This is a genomic window from Alkalihalobacillus alcalophilus ATCC 27647 = CGMCC 1.3604 (genome assembly GCF_000292245.2).
In the GTDB taxonomy this organism is placed as follows: Bacteria; Bacillota; Bacilli; order Bacillales; family Bacillaceae_D; genus Alkalihalobacillus; species Alkalihalobacillus alcalophilus.
In genome coordinates, this window is the sequence record NZ_ALPT02000021.1 from 12,005 (window position 1) to 30,282 (window position 18,278).

Annotated in this window: 15 protein-coding genes and 1 pseudogene; 9 read left to right on the plus strand and 7 right to left on the minus strand. The window is 39.5% G+C overall.

Translation table 11 applies throughout. From position 1 onward, the window contains the following. The first annotated feature begins 11 nt into the window (after positions 1-11). Positions 12-542: a DoxX family protein gene (locus BALCAV_RS07585; RefSeq protein WP_003323456.1), complete on the plus strand. Its 531-nt coding sequence runs from the start codon at positions 12-14 to the stop codon at positions 540-542. A 101-nt stretch (positions 543-643) separates the two neighbouring features. Here BALCAV_RS07585 and BALCAV_RS07590 read toward each other — a convergent pair whose 3' ends face one another. Further along, on the minus strand, positions 644-925 hold the full coding sequence (locus tag BALCAV_RS07590; protein ID WP_081939227.1) for a pyridoxamine 5'-phosphate oxidase family protein: 282 nt from the start codon (positions 923-925) through the stop codon (positions 644-646). 131 nt (positions 926-1,056) lie between these two features. Between BALCAV_RS07590 and tnpB the strand changes: the two genes are divergently transcribed. Then, a complete protein-coding gene (gene tnpB, locus BALCAV_RS07595) occupies positions 1,057-2,190 on the plus strand; it encodes an IS200/IS605 family element RNA-guided endonuclease TnpB (RefSeq protein WP_040323778.1) in 1,134 nt (377 codons plus the stop codon). A gap of 121 nt (positions 2,191-2,311) precedes the next feature. Here the strand turns inward: tnpB and BALCAV_RS22020 are convergent, their stop codons facing one another. Beyond that, positions 2,312-2,488 carry a pyridoxamine 5'-phosphate oxidase family protein gene (locus BALCAV_RS22020; protein WP_004428820.1) on the minus strand — a complete coding sequence of 59 codons (177 nt, stop codon included), beginning with the start codon at positions 2,486-2,488 and terminating at the stop codon, positions 2,312-2,314. Positions 2,489-2,650: 162 nt separating this feature from the next. Between BALCAV_RS22020 and BALCAV_RS23230 the strand changes: the two genes are divergently transcribed. The 4 genes from BALCAV_RS23230 to ptsG all read left to right on the plus strand — a co-directional run bounded on the left by BALCAV_RS23230 (position 2,651) and on the right by ptsG (position 7,426). After that, positions 2,651-3,262: an MFS transporter gene (locus BALCAV_RS23230; RefSeq protein WP_326938297.1), complete on the plus strand. Its 612-nt coding sequence runs from the start codon at positions 2,651-2,653 to the stop codon at positions 3,260-3,262. A gap of 41 nt (positions 3,263-3,303) precedes the next feature. Further along, positions 3,304-4,092: an MFS transporter gene (locus BALCAV_RS23235; protein WP_326938298.1), complete on the plus strand. Its 789-nt coding sequence runs from the start codon at positions 3,304-3,306 to the stop codon at positions 4,090-4,092. A 167-nt stretch (positions 4,093-4,259) separates the two neighbouring features. Further along, positions 4,260-5,090 (plus strand): glucose PTS transporter transcription antiterminator GlcT, encoded by an 831-nt coding sequence (gene glcT, locus BALCAV_RS07610; RefSeq protein WP_004428818.1) that lies wholly within the window; start codon positions 4,260-4,262, stop codon positions 5,088-5,090. A 272-nt stretch (positions 5,091-5,362) separates the two neighbouring features. After that, positions 5,363-7,426, plus strand: coding sequence for a glucose-specific PTS transporter subunit IIBC (gene ptsG / locus BALCAV_RS07615; protein WP_004428817.1), 2,064 nt, complete (start codon positions 5,363-5,365; stop codon positions 7,424-7,426). Between the two features lie 366 nt (positions 7,427-7,792). Here ptsG and BALCAV_RS07620 read toward each other — a convergent pair whose 3' ends face one another. Further along, positions 7,793-12,220 carry a S8 family peptidase gene (locus BALCAV_RS07620; protein ID WP_003323570.1) on the minus strand — a complete coding sequence of 1,476 codons (4,428 nt, stop codon included), beginning with the start codon at positions 12,218-12,220 and terminating at the stop codon, positions 7,793-7,795. A 397-nt stretch (positions 12,221-12,617) separates the two neighbouring features. Between BALCAV_RS07620 and BALCAV_RS07625 the strand changes: the two genes are divergently transcribed. Beyond that, entirely contained in the window at positions 12,618-13,085 is a 468-nt protein-coding gene (locus BALCAV_RS07625; protein ID WP_003323571.1) for a hypothetical protein, read from the plus strand. Positions 13,086-13,831: 746 nt separating this feature from the next. On the opposite strand, the gene BALCAV_RS07635 is transcribed toward BALCAV_RS07625, so the two are convergent. Both BALCAV_RS07635 and BALCAV_RS07640 read right to left on the minus strand, forming a co-directional pair. Continuing rightward, positions 13,832-14,053, minus strand: a complete 222-nt coding sequence (locus BALCAV_RS07635) for a YdiK family protein (protein WP_003321006.1) — start codon at positions 14,051-14,053, stop codon at positions 13,832-13,834. Then, on the minus strand, positions 14,050-14,775 hold the full coding sequence (locus tag BALCAV_RS07640) for a CPBP family intramembrane glutamic endopeptidase (RefSeq protein ID WP_003321005.1): 726 nt from the start codon (positions 14,773-14,775) through the stop codon (positions 14,050-14,052). The genes BALCAV_RS07635 and BALCAV_RS07640 overlap by 4 nt, the downstream gene beginning before the upstream one ends. Before the next feature lie 285 nt (positions 14,776-15,060). Here BALCAV_RS07640 and groES point away from each other — a divergent pair, with 285 nt between their 5' ends. Further along, positions 15,061-15,345 carry a co-chaperone GroES gene (gene groES / locus BALCAV_RS07645; RefSeq protein WP_003321004.1) on the plus strand — a complete coding sequence of 95 codons (285 nt, stop codon included), beginning with the start codon at positions 15,061-15,063 and terminating at the stop codon, positions 15,343-15,345. Between the two features lie 59 nt (positions 15,346-15,404). Next, positions 15,405-17,042, plus strand: a complete 1,638-nt coding sequence (gene groL / locus BALCAV_RS07650; protein ID WP_003321003.1) for a chaperonin GroEL — start codon at positions 15,405-15,407, stop codon at positions 17,040-17,042. Positions 17,043-17,139: 97 nt separating this feature from the next. Here groL and BALCAV_RS07655 read toward each other — a convergent pair whose 3' ends face one another. Continuing rightward, a complete protein-coding gene (locus BALCAV_RS07655; RefSeq protein WP_003321002.1) occupies positions 17,140-18,165 on the minus strand; it encodes a tyrosine-type recombinase/integrase in 1,026 nt (341 codons plus the stop codon). After that, positions 18,151-18,216: pseudogene (locus tag BALCAV_RS23065) on the minus strand (Arm DNA-binding domain-containing protein); the annotation flags it as partial. The pseudogene BALCAV_RS23065 and the gene BALCAV_RS07655, both read right to left, overlap by 15 nt. Positions 18,217-18,278 lie beyond the last annotated feature (62 nt).

Consider the following 18,278-nt stretch of genomic DNA (forward strand, 5'->3'; position numbering starts at 1 on the left):
GAGGAGTAATCATGTTAGGAGAATTTTTAAGGAATAATAAAATTGTGGCGATGGGATTAGTGGTACTGAGATTGGTCTTAGGTTGGGCTTGGTTGAGTGCAGGTTGGGGGAAAGTAACTGGTGGTTTTAATGCAGGTGGTTATTTACAAAATGCAGTAGCGAATCCTGTTTTAGATGGTGAAGTGGCGAAGTACCCATTATATGTGAGCTTCTTGGAAAACTTCGCTGTTCCAAATGCTGAAATTTTCAGTTTAGTCGTAGCTTGGGGTGAGGTGTTAGTTGGACTTGGATTAATCTTAGGAGTTCTAACTTCTGCAGCAGCTTTCTTCGGAGCCGTAATGAATCTATCTTTCTTATTTGCCGGAACCATTTCTTCAAACCCTTGGATGTTACTTGTATCCTTTATCATTATTATCGCAAGTGCTAATGCTGGAAGATACGGTGGAGACCGCTACGTATTACCGTATTTACGCTCTAAAATGAAGTTAAATAAACGTTCATTTAACATGAACAACTCAGACCAAATAAAAGAAGCGGTGTAAGCAAAAAATCATTCAATGACGAATAGCACCCCCATTGTTAGTCTTCTTGATAATTGGAGGTGCTTTTTCCTATATAAAAACAGTAAAAATGAACAAGCTGTTTATTTTAATTCCAATGTTTTCGGTGTCGCTTCTCCAATATTCATTAAACGAAAAATAGAGGGAGTTATTTTTAATAAAACATATTTGGGATCATTTGGTCCATCAAACCAATGGTTCCATTTGTCTTGCCACCATTTTTCTTTCTCTTTTGAATCGGTTATAAGCTCGACTTGGCCTTCAATTTCCAAATATGAATCGTGCAGTCCATCGCCTGTATAGCCAATTAAGATATGGACACTTGGGTTTTGTTTGATCGATTCTACTTTATCATTTCCCGACAGAAGACTCCCTCTTCAATCGTGTGAAGGGAGAAGCCCAACGATAAGGGGGAGATGAATGGCGGTTGGTGGTAGCCAAAGAGATTCTTGTTAGGGTATAATGGGAACATATATTCCTATCGGAGGTGAAAACAATGCTCATCAACAAAGCGTACAAATTTCGTCTCTATCCAAGCAAAGAACAAGAAACCCTGATTGCCAAAACCATCGGCTGTTCTCGTTTTGTATTTAATCGCTTTTTAGGGCAATGGAACGATACATACCAAGAAACAGGTAAAGGGTTAACGTATTCTTCTTGTTCGGCTGAATTAACCCAACTAAAAAAGGAATTCGTATGGCTAAAAGAAGTGGATAGCATTGCCCTTCAATCCTCCCTGAAAAATCTTGCTGATTCCTTTACTCGATTCTTCAAGAAACAAACGAAAGCTCCACGCTTCAAGTCTAAAAAGAATCAGGTACAATCCTACACCACAAAAGAAACAAATAGCAACATTGCCATAGTAGACAACAAAATCAAATTGCCGAAACTGGGTCTTGTCCGCTTGGCCAAAAGTCGTGAGGTTGAAGGGCGTATTCTGAACGCTACAGTCAGACGAAATCCAAGCGGAAAGTTCTTTGTATCCATTCTAGTCGAAACAGATGTACAGCCCTTGAAGAAAACGGATTCATCTATCGGTATAGATTTAGGCATCACGGACTTTGCGGTTTTTTCGGATGGTCACAAGATCGATAATCATACATTCACAGCCAAAATGGAAAAGAGGCTAAAACGTGAACAGCGAAAACTTTCCAGACGTGCCTTACAGGTTAAAAACAAGGGGATGAATCTTCTTGATGCCAAAAACTATCAGAAGCAAAAGCACAAAGTGGCTAGATTGCACGAAAGAGTCAGGAACCAACGAGACGATTTCCTTCACAAGTTAAGTACAGACATCATCAAAAACCACGATCTGATCTGTATAGAGGACTTGAACACCAAAGGAATGGTACGCAATCATAAGTTAGCCAAATCCATCTCGGATGTATCCTGGTCTGCCTTTGTATCAAAATTAGAATACAAAGCGAAATGGTACGGGAAAACCATTGTGAAAATAAGCAGGTGGTTTCCATCTAGTCAAATCTGTTCCGAATGTGGACATCAAGAGGGCAAGAAATCTCTTGAAATAAGGGATTGGACGTGTCCTATTTGCCATAAACATCACGATCGAGATATCAATGCCAGCAAAAATATTCTAGCCGAAGGGGTAAGAACCTTCGACTTGGCTTAACAACATACAGAACCGTAGGAATCGACGGGGATAGCTTGGTCCATAAGAGAAACCTCTGTTGGCAAAGAAATCCGCTGGCAAGTACGCTCTGTTCCCAAGAATCTCCCACTTCAAGCGTTAGCTAAGTGGCGAGTAGTTCAAGAGTGTCTAAATCAGTCGGTGTATACAAAGTAAATTGGTCATGGTAAAAACTCATAAATCTACTTTGTGGTTTATTGTTTACAACAGTTGCCAGCGTTCCAATTTTGTCTTTATCAAGTATGTTTAATATTTCCTTTTTAATCTCTGAAGTGTGCATGGGCAGCTCCTTTTCGATGTTTTTTTATTTTGCCGAAAGAAGCTATTTTCATTCTTTTCCTTTTAATAAATTAAAGCCAAGCCTTTTTGAAAAAAGATTTATAAAAACATGCTATACTGGATAAAAGATAAAAATTTCGAGAGGCGAAATGGTGTGTTCATGATGAGGGAAAATCAAAAGTGGATGGTTGTGGTGGCTGTTTTATTAGGATCATTTACGATGATTTTAAATAATAGCATGCTTAATCCGGCTATCCCAACATTTATAGACGTGTTTGAAACAGATGTTGTGTCAGCTGGTTGGATTATTACGATTTTTATGGTTGCAATGGGAATGACCGTACCGGTGACGGGTTATTTAGGGGACCGTTTTGGAAAAAAGAGGACGTATTTAATTGGATTGGCTCTTTTTGTCGTGGGTTCGATTATCGGTACTTTTTCCTGGAATTTAAGCTCCTTAATTACCTTTCGTGCTTTGCAAGGAATTGGCGGAGGGATTATGATGCCATTATCGATGGCATTGATTTTTGAAGCGTTTCCGAAAAGAGAGAGAGGGCTTGCTACTGGTGTATGGGGAATTGCCTCGATGATGGCCCCAACGATTGGACCGACCATTGGTGGAATTCTTTTAGAAACAACAAGTTGGCATTATCTTTTTATCACAAATGCTCCATTTGGGTTGATTGGTTTATGGTTTGCGTGGAAGTATTTACCTAATACTACACCAAATCGTCAAGTTCAATTTGATAAGGTTGGTTTTTTCTTGTCACGTTAGGGGTAGGAAGTATTCTTTTTGCGTTTGCACGAATGTCGAGTGTGGCCGATTTAACTCACCCGACCAATTTAATATTATTAATCGTCGGAATTATCTGGATGTATTTATTTGTTAAGGTGGAAAAGCAGGTTCAACAGCCTTTGCTTGATTTAAGTTTATTTAGAATTCCTGTTTACACATATAGTATTTTGCTGACAACGATCTCTTCCATTGGCTTGTTTGCGGGGATTTTCTTGATTCCATTATTAATTCAACAGGCATTTGGTTTAAGTGCGATTGTAACTGGATTAGTCTTTTTACCATCGGCCTTATTTACGGGGATTTTTATGACCGTAGGAGGACGGATTCTTGATAAAAAGGGAGCTAAGGGTGTTATCACTTCTGGGTTATTGGTTCTCGCAGTCGGTACATTGGTGATGGGATTTATGAGCATTGAAACATCACTTGCTTTTATTATCTTTTGGATGGCGATTCGTGGAATTGGAAATGGGCTTAGCTCGATGCCATCTACCACAACAGGGATGAATGCTGTTCCTGATCGGTTAGTATCAAGAGGGTCTGCCTTAAATAATGTAGCAAGGCAAATGAGCTCTGCCTTTGCCGTTGTTTTTATTTCGATCTTTTATGAAGTGAGAAGAGGGCAGATTATGACATCAAGCAGTACTTTTTCACTCGAGCAAGCAAGTGTACAAGCGATTAATGAAGCGTTTATATTCGTTGGGATATTAACTTTTTTAACCATTCCCATTGGGTATATGCTTGAGAAAAAATCGAAGGAAGAAGACCTTAAGGAACGAAAAATGGAAGAAAAAAAGCAGGCAGTTCGTTGACTGAGGCTCACTCTATTAAAGGGTGAGCTCTTAGTATATGGGTGGGGAAAAAGAGGTTTAGAGATAGAAAAAATCCCCAATCCCCAGCTGTTCGTCTATTAATTTTCTTGACATAATTACACACTGGTGCACAATATAAAGAAGAAATAAATGAAGGAGCATTCACTATGATTCACGTGAAGAAAGCGTTAAATAATAATGTCATTATCGCAGAACATCCAGATTATGAAGAAATTATTTTAATCGGCAAAGGACTCGGTTTTGGCAAGCGTGCTGGTGACATCGTAGCTGGAGAACGTGCGGAGAAGTTCTTCGTTCTTAAAGATACGGAGGAACAAAAGCAATATTTAAAGCTACTTGAGTATGTTGATGAGACTTTTATTGAAATGATGGATGCCATCATTACGAAAATAGAGGAACGGTTTAAAGTTGAGCTAAATGAGCATATTCATGTAGGATTAACCGACCATCTCTTTTTTGCGATTAAACGAATTAGAGAAGGGTTAGGGGTAAAAAATCCGTTTCGTAAAGAGACAGAGCTTGCTTATCCGAAAGAGTATGCAATGGCAGAAGAAATTGTCGAATCACTCAGCGATTGGCTGAAGCTCCATATTCCGGAAGGGGAAATTGGTTTTATTGCTCTCCATATTCATAGTGCCCTTACAAATAGGGAGCTTGCGGAAATTAATAAGGAAACCCTTCTTGTTGCTGATTTAGTTGAAGTTATTGAAGAGAATCTTAAAATAAAAGTTGATAAAAAAGATATGAACTACTTACGACTTGTTCGCCATATTTATCATACGATTGAACGTGTTCAGGCTGAAAATTATATGGAGGAACAGGAAGCTTTGAAAAAGGTGTTGCAAGAGCAGTATCCACTGTGCTACAATTTGTCATGGAAATTGATGAAAGTTATGCAACAAAAATTAAAGAGACCTGTACCAGATGCAGAAGCGGTTTATTTGACGCTTCATTTACAAAGGTTGACGAAAAAATAGTCTATTTCTTTTCGAGCCATTTAACTGGAATCTCTTACAACTTTATAAAACACCAAAACGAACATTTTCCGTGTTACTGGTTAAGCAGGCATGAGCGAAAAAGGTTGTATAGGGTGTGAATATCTAGGGAAACTTAACCATAATTTGGTTGGCTTATCTCCCTATTCACATGCTGTATTGCTTTTTTACTCATGCTTTTTTGTTGTTTTGAATTTATCTTTTCATCATTTGTTGTTTGTAATAAAAAGTTTTAAAAAGGAGATGGATTAGAAATGTTTAAAAAAGCTTTCGGACAGTTACAACGTATCGGAAAATCATTAATGTTACCGGTTGCGATTTTACCAGCTGCTGGTTTGCTGCTCGCATTCGGTAACGCCATGAGAAATCCAAATATGATTAACCTCATGCCGTTTTTAGAGAATAACTTTTTTACAAGTTTGGCAACGATGATGGAATCGGCAGGTGGAATTATCTTTGACAACTTAGCCCTCATCTTTGCCCTTGGAGTGGCTGTTGGATTGACGAACGGTGCTGGAGTTGCGGCTTTAGCTGCCCTAGTAGGTTACCTCGTTATGAATGTAACGATGGGTGTTATGGGTGGTTTGACCTTGGAGCAGGTTGTGGATGGAGGAGATCCTGCTCACGCACTCGTACTAGGTATTCCGACACTGCAAACTGGGGTATTCGGTGGTATTATTATCGGAGCTCTTGCTGCTTGGGCTTATAATAAATACTATGAAATAGAACTCCCTGCTTTCTTAGGGTTCTTTGCAGGGAAACGTTTTGTGCCGATTGTAACAGCGTTTTCAGCTTTCTTTATCGGGATCGCTTTATTCTTTGTATGGCCAACGATTCAGACAGGGATGAATATGTTTTCCCAGTTTTTGATGGAAGAAGCAATGGCGGTTGCGGTATTCTTCTTTGGTTTTATTAAACGACTATTAATTCCATTCGGGCTACATCATATTTTCCATGCACCGTTCTGGTTTGAATTTGGTACCTATCAGACTCTTGCTGGAAATATGGTATATGGAGATATGAATATTTTTTTCGCACAGCTTCGTGATGGGGTCGAAATTACAGCAGGGCACTTTATGGCCGGGGAATTCCCGATTATGATGTTTGGACTTCCGGCAGCGGCACTTGCGATGTATCATCAAGCACGTCCAGAAAATAAAAAGTTAGTCGGTGGTTTATTAGGTTCGGCGGCTCTAACATCCTTTTTAACAGGAATTACAGAACCATTGGAATTCTCATTCTTATTCTTATCACCATTATTATTCTTTTTCCATGCTGTTTTAGATGGATTATCATTTGTTATCCTTTATTTCCTTAACATCAATATGGGGTACACGTTCTCAGGTGGAGCGATCGACTTCATCTTATTTGGGGTCTTGCCAGGCCGTGAAGCTTGGTGGGTAGTCATTTTAGTTGGTCTAGTGTTTGCGGTTATTTATTATTTCCTTTTCACATTTATGATCAAGAAATTTAACTTAATGACACCAGGTCGTGAAAAGAATGATGATGCTGTAGAAGGAAATACGAAAAAAGGGAAAGCTGGAAAAGCTGAGCTACCTTTTAATGTGTTAAAAGCACTTGGTGGGAAAGAAAACTTAACACACTTAGATGCTTGTATTACCCGTCTTCGTGTTTCAGTTGCAGATATTGATAAAGTAGAAAAAGATCGTTTAAAAGAGCTTGGTGCATCAGGGGTTATGCAAATTGATAAAAACATTCAGGCGATTTTCGGACCACGTTCAGAGACGATTAAAGGTCAAATTGAAGATATCATTGCGGGAAGAACACCAGTACCTGAAGCAGAACCTGAAACGAAAAAGTCATCACCAACTGTTGAAGTATCAGCAGAAAACATTGAAGTCGCTGTACCGATGACTGGTGAAATTAAGGCGATTACAGAAGTACCAGACAAAATGTTTGCGGAAAAAATGATGGGTGACGGATTTGCGATCGATCCTTCGTTAGAAAACGGAATTATGACCGTGACAGCTCCTGCATCAGGAAAAATCGTTAACTTATTCCCAACGAAACATGCGATTGGACTTGAGACAGATAGCGGCAAGGAAATCCTAATTCATGTTGGGATCGATACTGTCAATTTAAAAGGTAAAGGGTTTGAAGCCTTAATCGAACAAGGACAAACAGTCGAGCAAGGGCAACCATTACTAAAAGTTGATTTAGACATTGTGAAAAATGAAGCAACTTCTGCTGTAACGCCAATCGTCTTTACAAATTTAGCCGATGACGAGTATATCGTCATTGAAGAAGGCTCAGCAAAAGCAGGAGAAACAAACCGTATTCGAATCGCCAAAAAATAACGATTTGATATGAGGGAGGAGACTTCTCAAATGGTCAGTTAATTTTGACCGTTTGAGGGGTCTTTTTTTGTTGTTGGGTGTGGGTTTGGTAATGAAAATTGTGAGTTGTGGGGGTTAGGGTGTGAACCAATGAAGCCGAAAGCCATTGAATAAGAGCTACGAAGGGAATCAAAGAATGCCAATGAAGCCAAAAGCCATTGAATAAAAGCCACAAAGGGAATCAAAGACCACAATGAAGCCAAAAGCCATTGAATAAGAGCTGCAAAGGGAATCAAAGGCCACCAAAGAGGGCTAATAGGTAATTAAGAGCAAAAAAAGCCCCAAAAAGTTTGCCAAAAACTTTTCGGGGCTTTTAAAATTTCAGTTTTAATCAATATTCACATTCAATTTTCCTTCTGCGAGTTCGCGTGTTTCGTTTCCGAAGTCATCGACGACTTTTACTTCGATTTCGGCCCCTTCTACTTTCACGTTAGAGGTAGCGGTCCAATAACCGACGTAATAACCTTCCGATTCCTCACGCATTGGTAATTCATTTACATTTTGTACATTCGTAAGTGGCATTCGAATCGCAAATGTGGCTTCAAGTCCAGGCTCACTCGTGAATTCGATTTTAACAGTTTCACCGGCCTTTAAGTTTTTATCATCTGATGGAGTTAAGTCTGAAATGGTTGGAGCCGTAAATTTAGCTGTAATCGTGACGCTTGTCGAAGCTTCATTTCCAGCTAAATCGACTGCTGTTACATCAATCACATTCTCTCCTTCATCTAATAAAACTCGTTGAGAGAAAGAACCATCTTCATTGACGGCAACAGACTGTCCATTAACAATAACCTCATCAATATGATCATCTTCAGCTGTACCTGTGACGGTCGCTGTTTCACGATTTGTTTTTGAACCATCAACGGGCTCATCAATCGTTAATATCGGGTTTGTTTGATCAAGAATAACTGTTACAGCTTCAGATTCTGGACCTACACCGACTTCAAGTAGAGCTTTGGCTGTAATTTCATTTTCTCCTTCTACTAAATCGAACTCTACTTCAAACTGTCCAGATTCATCTGTTGTCGTTTGAGCAACTTCTTCGCCATGGTTGTAAACGGCGACATCAAGTGATGGAGCTGATTCACCTGTTACAACAATGGACTCTTCATTTGTATAGGTTCCTGATTCTGGTGACGTAATGGTCGGAGCTGTTAATTCGTAGTCGACAAGAGCACGAATCATATAGTTTCCTTCTGCTAATGGTGTTTGTGACCAAGCTCCACCAACATATTGCCAGCTACGTTCAGCGTTTGGACCGTCTTCATCGGTCGCAAGTCCAGGTGTATCTGGATTTGCGTGTTTTTGAATATAGACTAAGTAGAAGTCACCATCTACTACTAATCCATAATCAGATAAATCAATTTCTGTCCAAGTACCATCACGATTAGCCGTAGCATCAATCGGATCTAGTAAACGATTTCCAGGAGTTCCGTCTGGTCCTGTTGAATCATAAACCGTTACTTGAAATTCGGTTCCACCAGGTACTGGCCATTCCGTATCCCAGAAGCGGAAGAGACCACCTGTTACCATGGCTGAATCTTGACCTTCTTCTAAGGACATTCTGACAGCCCAACCGTTACCTGCATCAAAGAAGGCTCGAGCATTTTCAGCTGTTCCATCGTCATAGCCAATTTCAGCTCCATAGCCGATAAATGGCTCAAGAGTAAAGTCTTCAACGATCGTGTCTCCACCTGTCAGTGTTATTTCAACTTCGGCACTGTGGTACTGAGGAGCCAATACATATAATGTATACGTTCCTTCATAGGCGGATAAATTATATTGACCGTTTTCGTCTGTTTGTACCGGCACAACATTGGCATCTTCCATCAACATAAGAGTTGCATTCGTGATGGCCTCACCTGTTTGTTCATTCGTTACAGTCCCTGACACGTTTCCAGTCGGAATTTCTTCAAGGACAAAGTTAGCAAGGGCTTCTTCATCGTCAACGATTGAAACGGTTTGTTCGGATGAACGGAAACCATAGCTTTCGGCTCTTAATGTGAAGTCACCTTGTGCATGAAGAAGGCTATATGAACCATCTGCAGGGTTTGTTGTCACCGAGCGACCTGTTTCCAATACATGAACATGTGCTTGTATTGGTAGTAAGGTTGGAGTTGGTTCTGGCTCTTCAGAATCGGGCTCTTCAATTGGTGGCTTTTTGCCGTCCTCACCGTCATCAGGTTTAATTTTTCCAGCATCAATTTTTTCTTTAATATAGTCAATTTTATCAACAATCACTTGGACAACTTCGGTTACTTTTGATTTAATTCTCTTTAACGTATCATTAATAATAGAAGAGAATCCAAAACCAGTAACTGAATGAGTCGTTGTATTTCCATTGACTTTGTCACTTTCTTCTTTTGGCTGTTCAACGCCTAATTGAGCGGCAGATGAACCTGATGATTCTGATGTAATTGTGACATCATCAATGTATAGGCCAGGGCGAACGACACTGAAATCAGTTGCTAAATTGTAAGCGACATAAAGGCGATCGCTGTCATACTCGGTTAAATCGATTTCAACATCCTCCCAATCTGATGACACTCCATTAAAACGAACTGCTTGTTCCCAATTTTCTTGGTCAGTAGAGATAAACACATGTCCGAAGTCATAGTTTAACTCAATATTGTACCAAGCTTTGAATTGTAAATAAGCTTCCTCACCATCGGTTAAATCAACCGGAGGCATTATTAGAGTCATATTGGCGTCGTTAGGGTAATCTGCTTCTAAGTCTGTACCATAAACTTTTTCACCAGAGGCTGCTGCGCTAGGACCAGACTGTGGCACACCCCATTCCCATACATCATTTGCTCCATAGGAATACCAACCTACTGGATATTCTTCAAAGTCTTCGAAATATCCAACGGAAATACCTGGTGTGATGGATACTTCATAAATTTCACTTTCTGTTGTTAAGCCAACAAAATCAGTAACGACGATTTGATATTCAAGGGTATTACCAGAAATATCATCGCCTGGAATCGTTGCCGTATAAGTTCCTTCGAGGTGATTTCCTGAAAGGAGTTCTGCTTCAAGTGTTGTCCAGTCTCCGTCCACTTCATAACGAACCTCAACACTTGTTACACTGACATTATCTTTTGCAACAATGGCAAGTGGTAAATCCATATGAGAATAAGATTCAGATGGGCTCGTATGTTCAAAGCTAGGAGGTTCTGAATCGTCCCCCTCCTTTGCGACTTGACCACTTACATAACCGAGACCTGAAACGACAGAAGATACGGCGTCAAAAGCGTTGACTAATCCGTAACCATAACCGTGGTTAGGAGTAGTTGGATACTCGGCATTTGTCATTGGAATCGTTGTTTCAAGCATAATTTCTTCCAGTTGATCAACGGTTAAGGAAGAGTCAGCTTGTAATAATAAGGAAACGACTCCGGCTACATGTGGAGAAGCCATTGAGGTACCATTATATCCACCTTGATAGTTACTTCCAGGTACGGCAGAACGGATATTGACACCTGGTGCACTTAAGTCAGGTTTGATTTCATCATATGGTGATGGACCTCTTAGTGAAAATCCAGCAAGGTTATCACCAATATCTGTTGCCCCCGCTGCAAATGATTCTGGGTAGTTCGCAGGTACGGCTACTGAACCAGGGCCACCAGGGTTAAATAGGGTAGTATTACCTGCCGCGAATTGAGGGAAAATGCCAGCCGCACGCCAGTTTTGAACCATTTCGCGATACCATTCATTTAAGCCCGGTCCGCCCCCCCATGAATTGTTGACAACATCTGGAGCCATGTCTGGACGTGGGTTTCCATCAGCATCAGTTGGAGCTAAAATCCATTCACCAGCGGCTAGTAAATCACGGTCTGTTCCACCGGCAGCAGTAAATGCTTTTACTCCAATCCATTGTGCACCAGGTGCAACGCCAATCGCATTTGAACCATCGGGCTCAACCCCAACCATTGTTCCGGTTACATGTGTTCCATGCCCGTCGTCATCATATGGAGTCGATTCACCAGCGGTAGCATCAAACCAACTAAACTGGTGCTCTGGGTTATTAGGATCGGTTGGGTCATAACCACGGTATTGTTCAATTAAAGCAGGGTGATCCCATTGAACACCTGTATCGATCGTCGCAACGACAGTACCTGAGCCATCGATACCCATATTCCAAACTTCTGGGGCACCGACTCGTTCAATATTCCATTCAATTGAGCTTGTTTCTATTTCTTCAGGAGTTGATTCTGAGGTTTGTGTAGGGGTCATTAGTTGTCTTGTTTCATTTGGAAGTACTTTTGCTACTTCAGGACGAGTAGCAAGCTCTTTCATAACCTCTTCGGTTGCTGTTACAGCAAGAGCATTGACAATATAGAAGGATTCATAATCTTGAACAGATTTTGTTTCCTTTTGTTTTTCTAACCAATTAAGTATTTCATGCTGTGTTTCCATACTCGTAGCCTTTAAATGAGAAACAACAGCGGAGCGTTGCATTAATTTCTCTTGTGAAGGAGAAGCTTTTTGTTGGGTAGCTATAGACATCGCATCTTCTGCGATTTTCATCGTATCTACTTGTTCATCTAGTTTGACTAAAAAAGTAACATATTCTTCTTTTTCAAATTCAGAAAGCAGTCGATTACTAATTTTTTCTTGGACAGATGCACTATCTTTGACAGAAGTATGTGGTGAACGGTTTGTCTCAGCCAATGCGTGATAAGGTGTTAACATGGAGAAAATAAGAAGTGATGCTAATAGGATAAGGATGAATCGGTTCTTCTGAAATTTCATTTACATATTCCACCTCTTCTTCATTATTTGGTAAAAAGCGACTCGACCTTCACCTCCTAAAAAGAAATTTGTAATAATATGTAAGTATCATAGTTGTTTTTTTATCTTAATCTATCAAAACATGAAAGAAAATAGCATTTCCTATATTTACTAAAAAAGTAATTGGTAGAAATTTTTCTAACTAGTACGTAATGATTAGGAGAGCGAAATATTAGATAGTCTAATTAGGAGGAATTATACGGGTCGAAATTAATTAATATGAAAAACTATGATAAAAACAGGAATCAATCTTGGATAGATTTAAAAGATCATGATTTTTATTAAAAAAAGTAGTTTGAAACGTAAAGAATGGTGGAAAAGAAGTGTAGTTAAGAAAACAAAAACGGAGGACTTCCATATGACAAGACAAATTGTAAGTTCCATTATGATATTATTTGTGGCCTTTGTTATTGGGTATGATATTTTAACGATGGATGCGAGGGAATTAGAGCATAACCGCTATGATAATAACATTGATTATGGAATGGATTTATTTGTAGAGTTTGATGGGAGTGTGATGAAGGTAAGTGCTGATGGAGAAAATAATGAGCGATTAGTGTTTGGTCCAAAGGTTTCCTCTTATCAAAAATTTTGGCGAATGCGCTTATTTGAAACAGATAAAATAATCGGTACCGAAACATTTATAAATCAGGAGCTTGTCATTGAGCATAGGGATGACAACGAAACAGAACAATCATTATTAAGTTGGTTAGAGGAACAAGAGGATGTCATTATTTTAAATAAAGACGGCATTTTAGTGAAAGAGGAACAAATAAGAGGGCACCTTTTTAGTCTGTTAGTGAGTAGCGATGATATCGACAACTAGTTTTGTTGTTTGTAAGGATAAGGGGAGAGCATAAAAGAGACGGGAACAAAACTCTCCTCTGATACGAAAAGCCGGTAACATTTTACAATGAGTAAAATGTTACCGGCTTTCGTTCTAGTTCTTGGAACTGTAGTGGATGGCGATGAATGGCGTTCTACTCATCGCTCCCGAAAATCATGCTCCGCGTCCTGGAGGGCACTGAAAAAGTCCTAACGTTAGAATATGGCTTATCATTTTGCTTTACTCCACTCGCTGCATGCCCTACGCGTTCCGCGGGTGAGTCGGGAGCCTCCTCGCTTAACGCTTGCGGGGTCTCCCGTTCCTCACTAGTCCCGCAGGAGTCTCCGGGCATTCCGCTCGTTCCGTTTTGGTCAAAGAAAAACCAGTCGAAGCCATAATTGATCATCTAATGAATCACCTAATCGGTTGAGATTCTTCCCAGTTAAAGGTTAGGATGAGACATTTTCAGTTGCCTTCGCGTCCTGTGGGGTGGCACCGAACTAACTAGTTTCACTAGTGGATTTCGGCCTGCCACTAGATCCCACGGGAGTCTCCGCATGACTCGTCCGCTAGGGCTTAGGGAAATCTCCGTTTTTATACTTGTAGGTAATAGCGTGTAGTGACAAAATTCAAAACGGATAAATATGGAACCGAAAAACAACTAATATATGTTATTTGGACTTGTTTTCTACTTTCTATAGCTAGTTATGTCCCAGCCTCTCTTCTTTATTTTAATGGACATTTTGTTATTTATTATCATTTTCGTTATTGCTTTGTTGCATCTTTTTTATTATTTTTCGTAATTGGAAATAACGGATCGCTAAGAAATAATCAAACGCAGCGAAGCCCATTAGAAGAATCGTCCAAACATCCCAACCTGACATATTGACACTTCTAATCGCTAGCATAATGAAGAGTGTTCCCATTGAAAAATAAATAATTGATATCGTTAAAGGTGAAAATCTCATAAAAGTCCTCCAATAAATAAAGCCGCTTGATTAAGTGATTCTTGCTGCTCTAATAGTTCGTTGATAAAATCGCCAAGGAGAAGGTTGAGAATGACGGCGATTGTATTAATAGCAATATGGGCAATAATAGGAACGAGTATGCGTTTTGTTTTGACATATAAATAAGCAAAGACAAAACCCATTGCCGTATAAATAAGTAAATGGCTAAAGTCAAAATGGACCGCAGCAAAAATAATTGAGCTTAATACGGCTGCAATTGGGAAATTAAATCGTTTATAAAGTGCTCCAAAAATAATCATCCGAAAAATAATCTCTTCTAAAATCGGTCCAATGATTGAGACAATTAGGATCATGAATGGAAAGGATTCAATCATCGCAATGATTTCAGCTGTATTTTCCGAACCGGGTTCAATTCCAAGAACCATTTGTTCCACAATATTAGCAAGGATTTGACCACCATAAGCCATTAAAATCCCTAGTAATGACCATCCAACCGCCTGCCAACGTGTCGAACGACCTGGGGTGTTATGGCGATTTTTCATATCTGGTCTAAGTAAAAATAAGATAATGATTAACCCTAAAGAAAAGGAAATAATATTTGCTAATCCAGCAGCTGGCCCTTCCTCAAGACCTGAGAATAGAAGAAATCTGGCGATCGGAATCGCTGCAAGTTGGGCAACTAGTATGTATGTAAGGATTACGAACCAATAGCGTTTTGTCATTTAAAGTCTCCTTTATTCATGTTTCCTCCATTTATATTACCACAGCTCTTCATTTATCGCAGAAGATAACTCTTCTCTCTATTATTTTTCTATCAATGAGTGGTTTTAATACAGGAATGAAGAGATATGACGAAAATTATCGAGAAAAAAAGCAGAAAATCTAACGCAAAATACTTGCAAAAGGTGGATTGAATGATTATTATAATAATTGTGTTAGCACTCATATGCAACGAGTGCTAATAATAAAACTATTACATATTATCTACTTGAAGGAGGTTGTTTTCCTTGTTAAAGCCATTAGGTGATCGTATTGTGATCGAGCAAGTTGAAACTGAGGAAAAAACAGCAAGCGGTATCGTATTACCAGACTCTGCTAAAGAAAAACCGCAGGAAGGGAAAATTGTTGCTGTAGGTGCTGGACGCGTAGCTGATAACGGTGAACGTATTGCACTTGAGGTTAAAGAAGGCGACAAAATCATTTTCTCTAAATATGCTGGAACGGAATTAAAGTACGATGGAAAAGAATACTTAATCCTTCGTGAAAGTGATATTCTAGCTGTTATCGGTTAATAGAACAAATTTGGGCACGGACCCGTTTATATTTATGATTCTTTTAGGAGGTAGAGACAATGGCAAAAGAAATTAAATTCAGTGAAGACGCACGTCGTGCAATGCTTCGTGGTGTAGATACATTAGCAAATGCCGTAAAAGTAACGCTTGGACCAAAAGGACGTAACGTTGTTCTTGAAAAGAAATTCGGTTCACCATTAATTACAAATGACGGTGTAACAATCGCAAAAGAAATCGAATTAGAAGATGCATTCGAAAACATGGGTGCTAAATTAGTAGCAGAAGTAGCTAGCAAAACGAATGATATTGCTGGTGACGGTACAACAACTGCGACTGTTCTAGCTCAAGCGATGATTCGTGAAGGTCTTAAAAACGTAACATCTGGTGCGAACCCAATGGGTATCCGTAAAGGGATTGAAAAAGCAACAGCTGCTGCGGTTACAGAACTTAAAAATATTGCGAAACCAATCGAAGGCAAAGAGTCAATCGCACAAGTTGCGGCTAACTCAGCAGCTGACGAAGAAGTTGGACAAATTATCGCAGAAGCAATGGAACGTGTTGGAAACGACGGCGTTATTACAATCGAAGAATCAAAAGGTTTCTCTACTGAATTAGAAGTAGTAGAAGGTATGCAATTCGATCGTGGTTTCGTTTCTCCATACATGGTAACCGATTCTGACAAAATGGAAGCAGTTCTTGAAAATCCATATATTTTAATTACGGATAAAAAGATTGCAAGCATTCAAGAAATCCTACCAGTTCTTGAGCAAGTGGTTCAACAAGGTAAACCAATCCTAATCATCGCTGAAGATGTTGAAGGGGAAGCTCAAGCAACATTAGTTGTTAATAAATTACGTGGTACATTCAATGCGGTAGCCGTTAAAGCTCCAGGATTTGGTGACCGTCGTAAAGCAATGCTTGAAGATATTGCGATCTTAACTGGTGGAGAAGTGATTACAGAAGATTTAGGTCTTGACCTTAAATCAGCGAACATTTCTCAACTTGGTCGTGCAAGCAAAGTCGTTGTGACAAAAGAAAACACAACAATCGTTGAAGGTGCAGGCGAGCCAGCTCAAATCTCAGCTCGTGTCAACCAAATCAAAGCTCAAGTAGAAGAAACAACTTCTGATTTTGACAAAGAGAAATTACAAGAGCGTTTAGCGAAATTAGCAGGTGGAGTGGCTGTTCTTAAAGTTGGTGCCGCAACTGAAACAGAACTAAAAGAGCGTAAACTTCGTATTGAAGATGCCCTTAACTCAACTCGTGCTGCTGTTGAAGAAGGTGTCGTAGCTGGTGGTGGTACAGCTCTAGTAACGGTTATTGGAGCCGTTAAAGCGGTAGACGCAACAGGTGATGAAGCAACGGGTGTGAGTATCGTTCTTCGTGCTCTTGAAGAGCCAATTCGCCAAATTGCACACAATGCAGGTCTTGAAGGTTCTGTTATCGTAGAACGTCTAAAAGGCGAAGCGGTTGGAATTGGATTCAACGCAGCAACAGGCGAATACACAGACATGATTGCAGCGGGTATCCTTGATCCAGTTAAAGTAACTCGTTCAGCCCTGCAACACGCAGCAAGTGTATCTGCGATGTTCTTAACAACTGAGGCTGTAGTAGCAGACTTACCAGAAGAAAATGCACCAGGAATGCCTGATATGGGCGGAATGGGTGGCATGGGTGGAATGGGTGGCATGATGTAATCATGTCCCCAGAATCCCTAATAAGATAGGATTTTGGCTACTTCAAAAGGTTAAAATTGACAATATGACCACAATTTGACCACATTTTAAAGTAGGTTTAGAATAAGCTTCTCATAAGTTCACTGAACTTGTGGGAGGCTTTTTCCTCCATATCGGCAGTCATGTGAGCATAAATATTCATGGTGGTTTCAATATCAGTATGGCCGAGACGCTGTTGAATTTCTTTAATTCCAACTCCGGCTTCAATGAGAAGTGATGTATGAGTATGTCTAAGTGAGTGGGGAGTGAGGTGTCTATCGATCTCGGCTAACTTAAGAATTCGTTTCATACGGTTTTCAATAACTTTTACATTCTCAGGATACCCTGATGACTTCGCAATAACGAAATCCTGGTCAACGTATTCATCTCGAATCATCATTTTTAATTTATTTTGTTCCTTTTTATGCTGCTTCAGATCGTTCATGACATTGGCATCCATTTTAATCTTACGAATCGATCCTTTTGTCTTAGGTGAAAGTAGTTGATATTCTTTAGTTCTATTTTTCGGATTATAAAGGGTTTTTGTAATGTTTATAGTAGATTCCTCAAAATCAATGTCTTTCCACTTTAATGCTAGAAGTTCTCCAATTCTCATTCCACTGTAAGCTAGAATAGAGAAGACAATCCCATCTTGTGAAAGTCCTTTTTTCTTTGCTGTTATTAGGAAATGGACAAGTTCTTCTTTTTCAAGAAATTTAATTTCTTGCTTCTTGTTCTCAATTTCTTCTACTGTTTGTATTTTTCGTGGTGGTTTAGCATAATCGGTGGGGTTCTTTTTGATAAGCTCATATTCCATAGCTTTTTTAAAGATCATTCGGGCTGAGGTATGAACACCGCTAATTGTATTATCGGCATAGCCCTTTTTCTTTAAGTCGTTGAGGATAGCTTGGTACTTTACAACGTTTACGTCTTTAAGTTTTACATAAGCTAGATAATCAAGCAACCTATTGACTTCTACTTTTCTTGCTCTAACCGTACTTACCTTAGAAGTCTCAGCATAAAGTTCTAGCCACTGAAGAGCAAAATCTTTGAAGTTGATACTACTTTCGTCTACAAACGTTTCAGAGTTAACAGCCTGCTGCATTTCAGAACATGCTGCTTGTGCTTCTCTTTTTGTTTTAAAACCGCTAACTGTTTTCTGGCGTTGATGCTAGACTAAAAAGTAGACACAGATTGTTATAATAAATATATCAACTA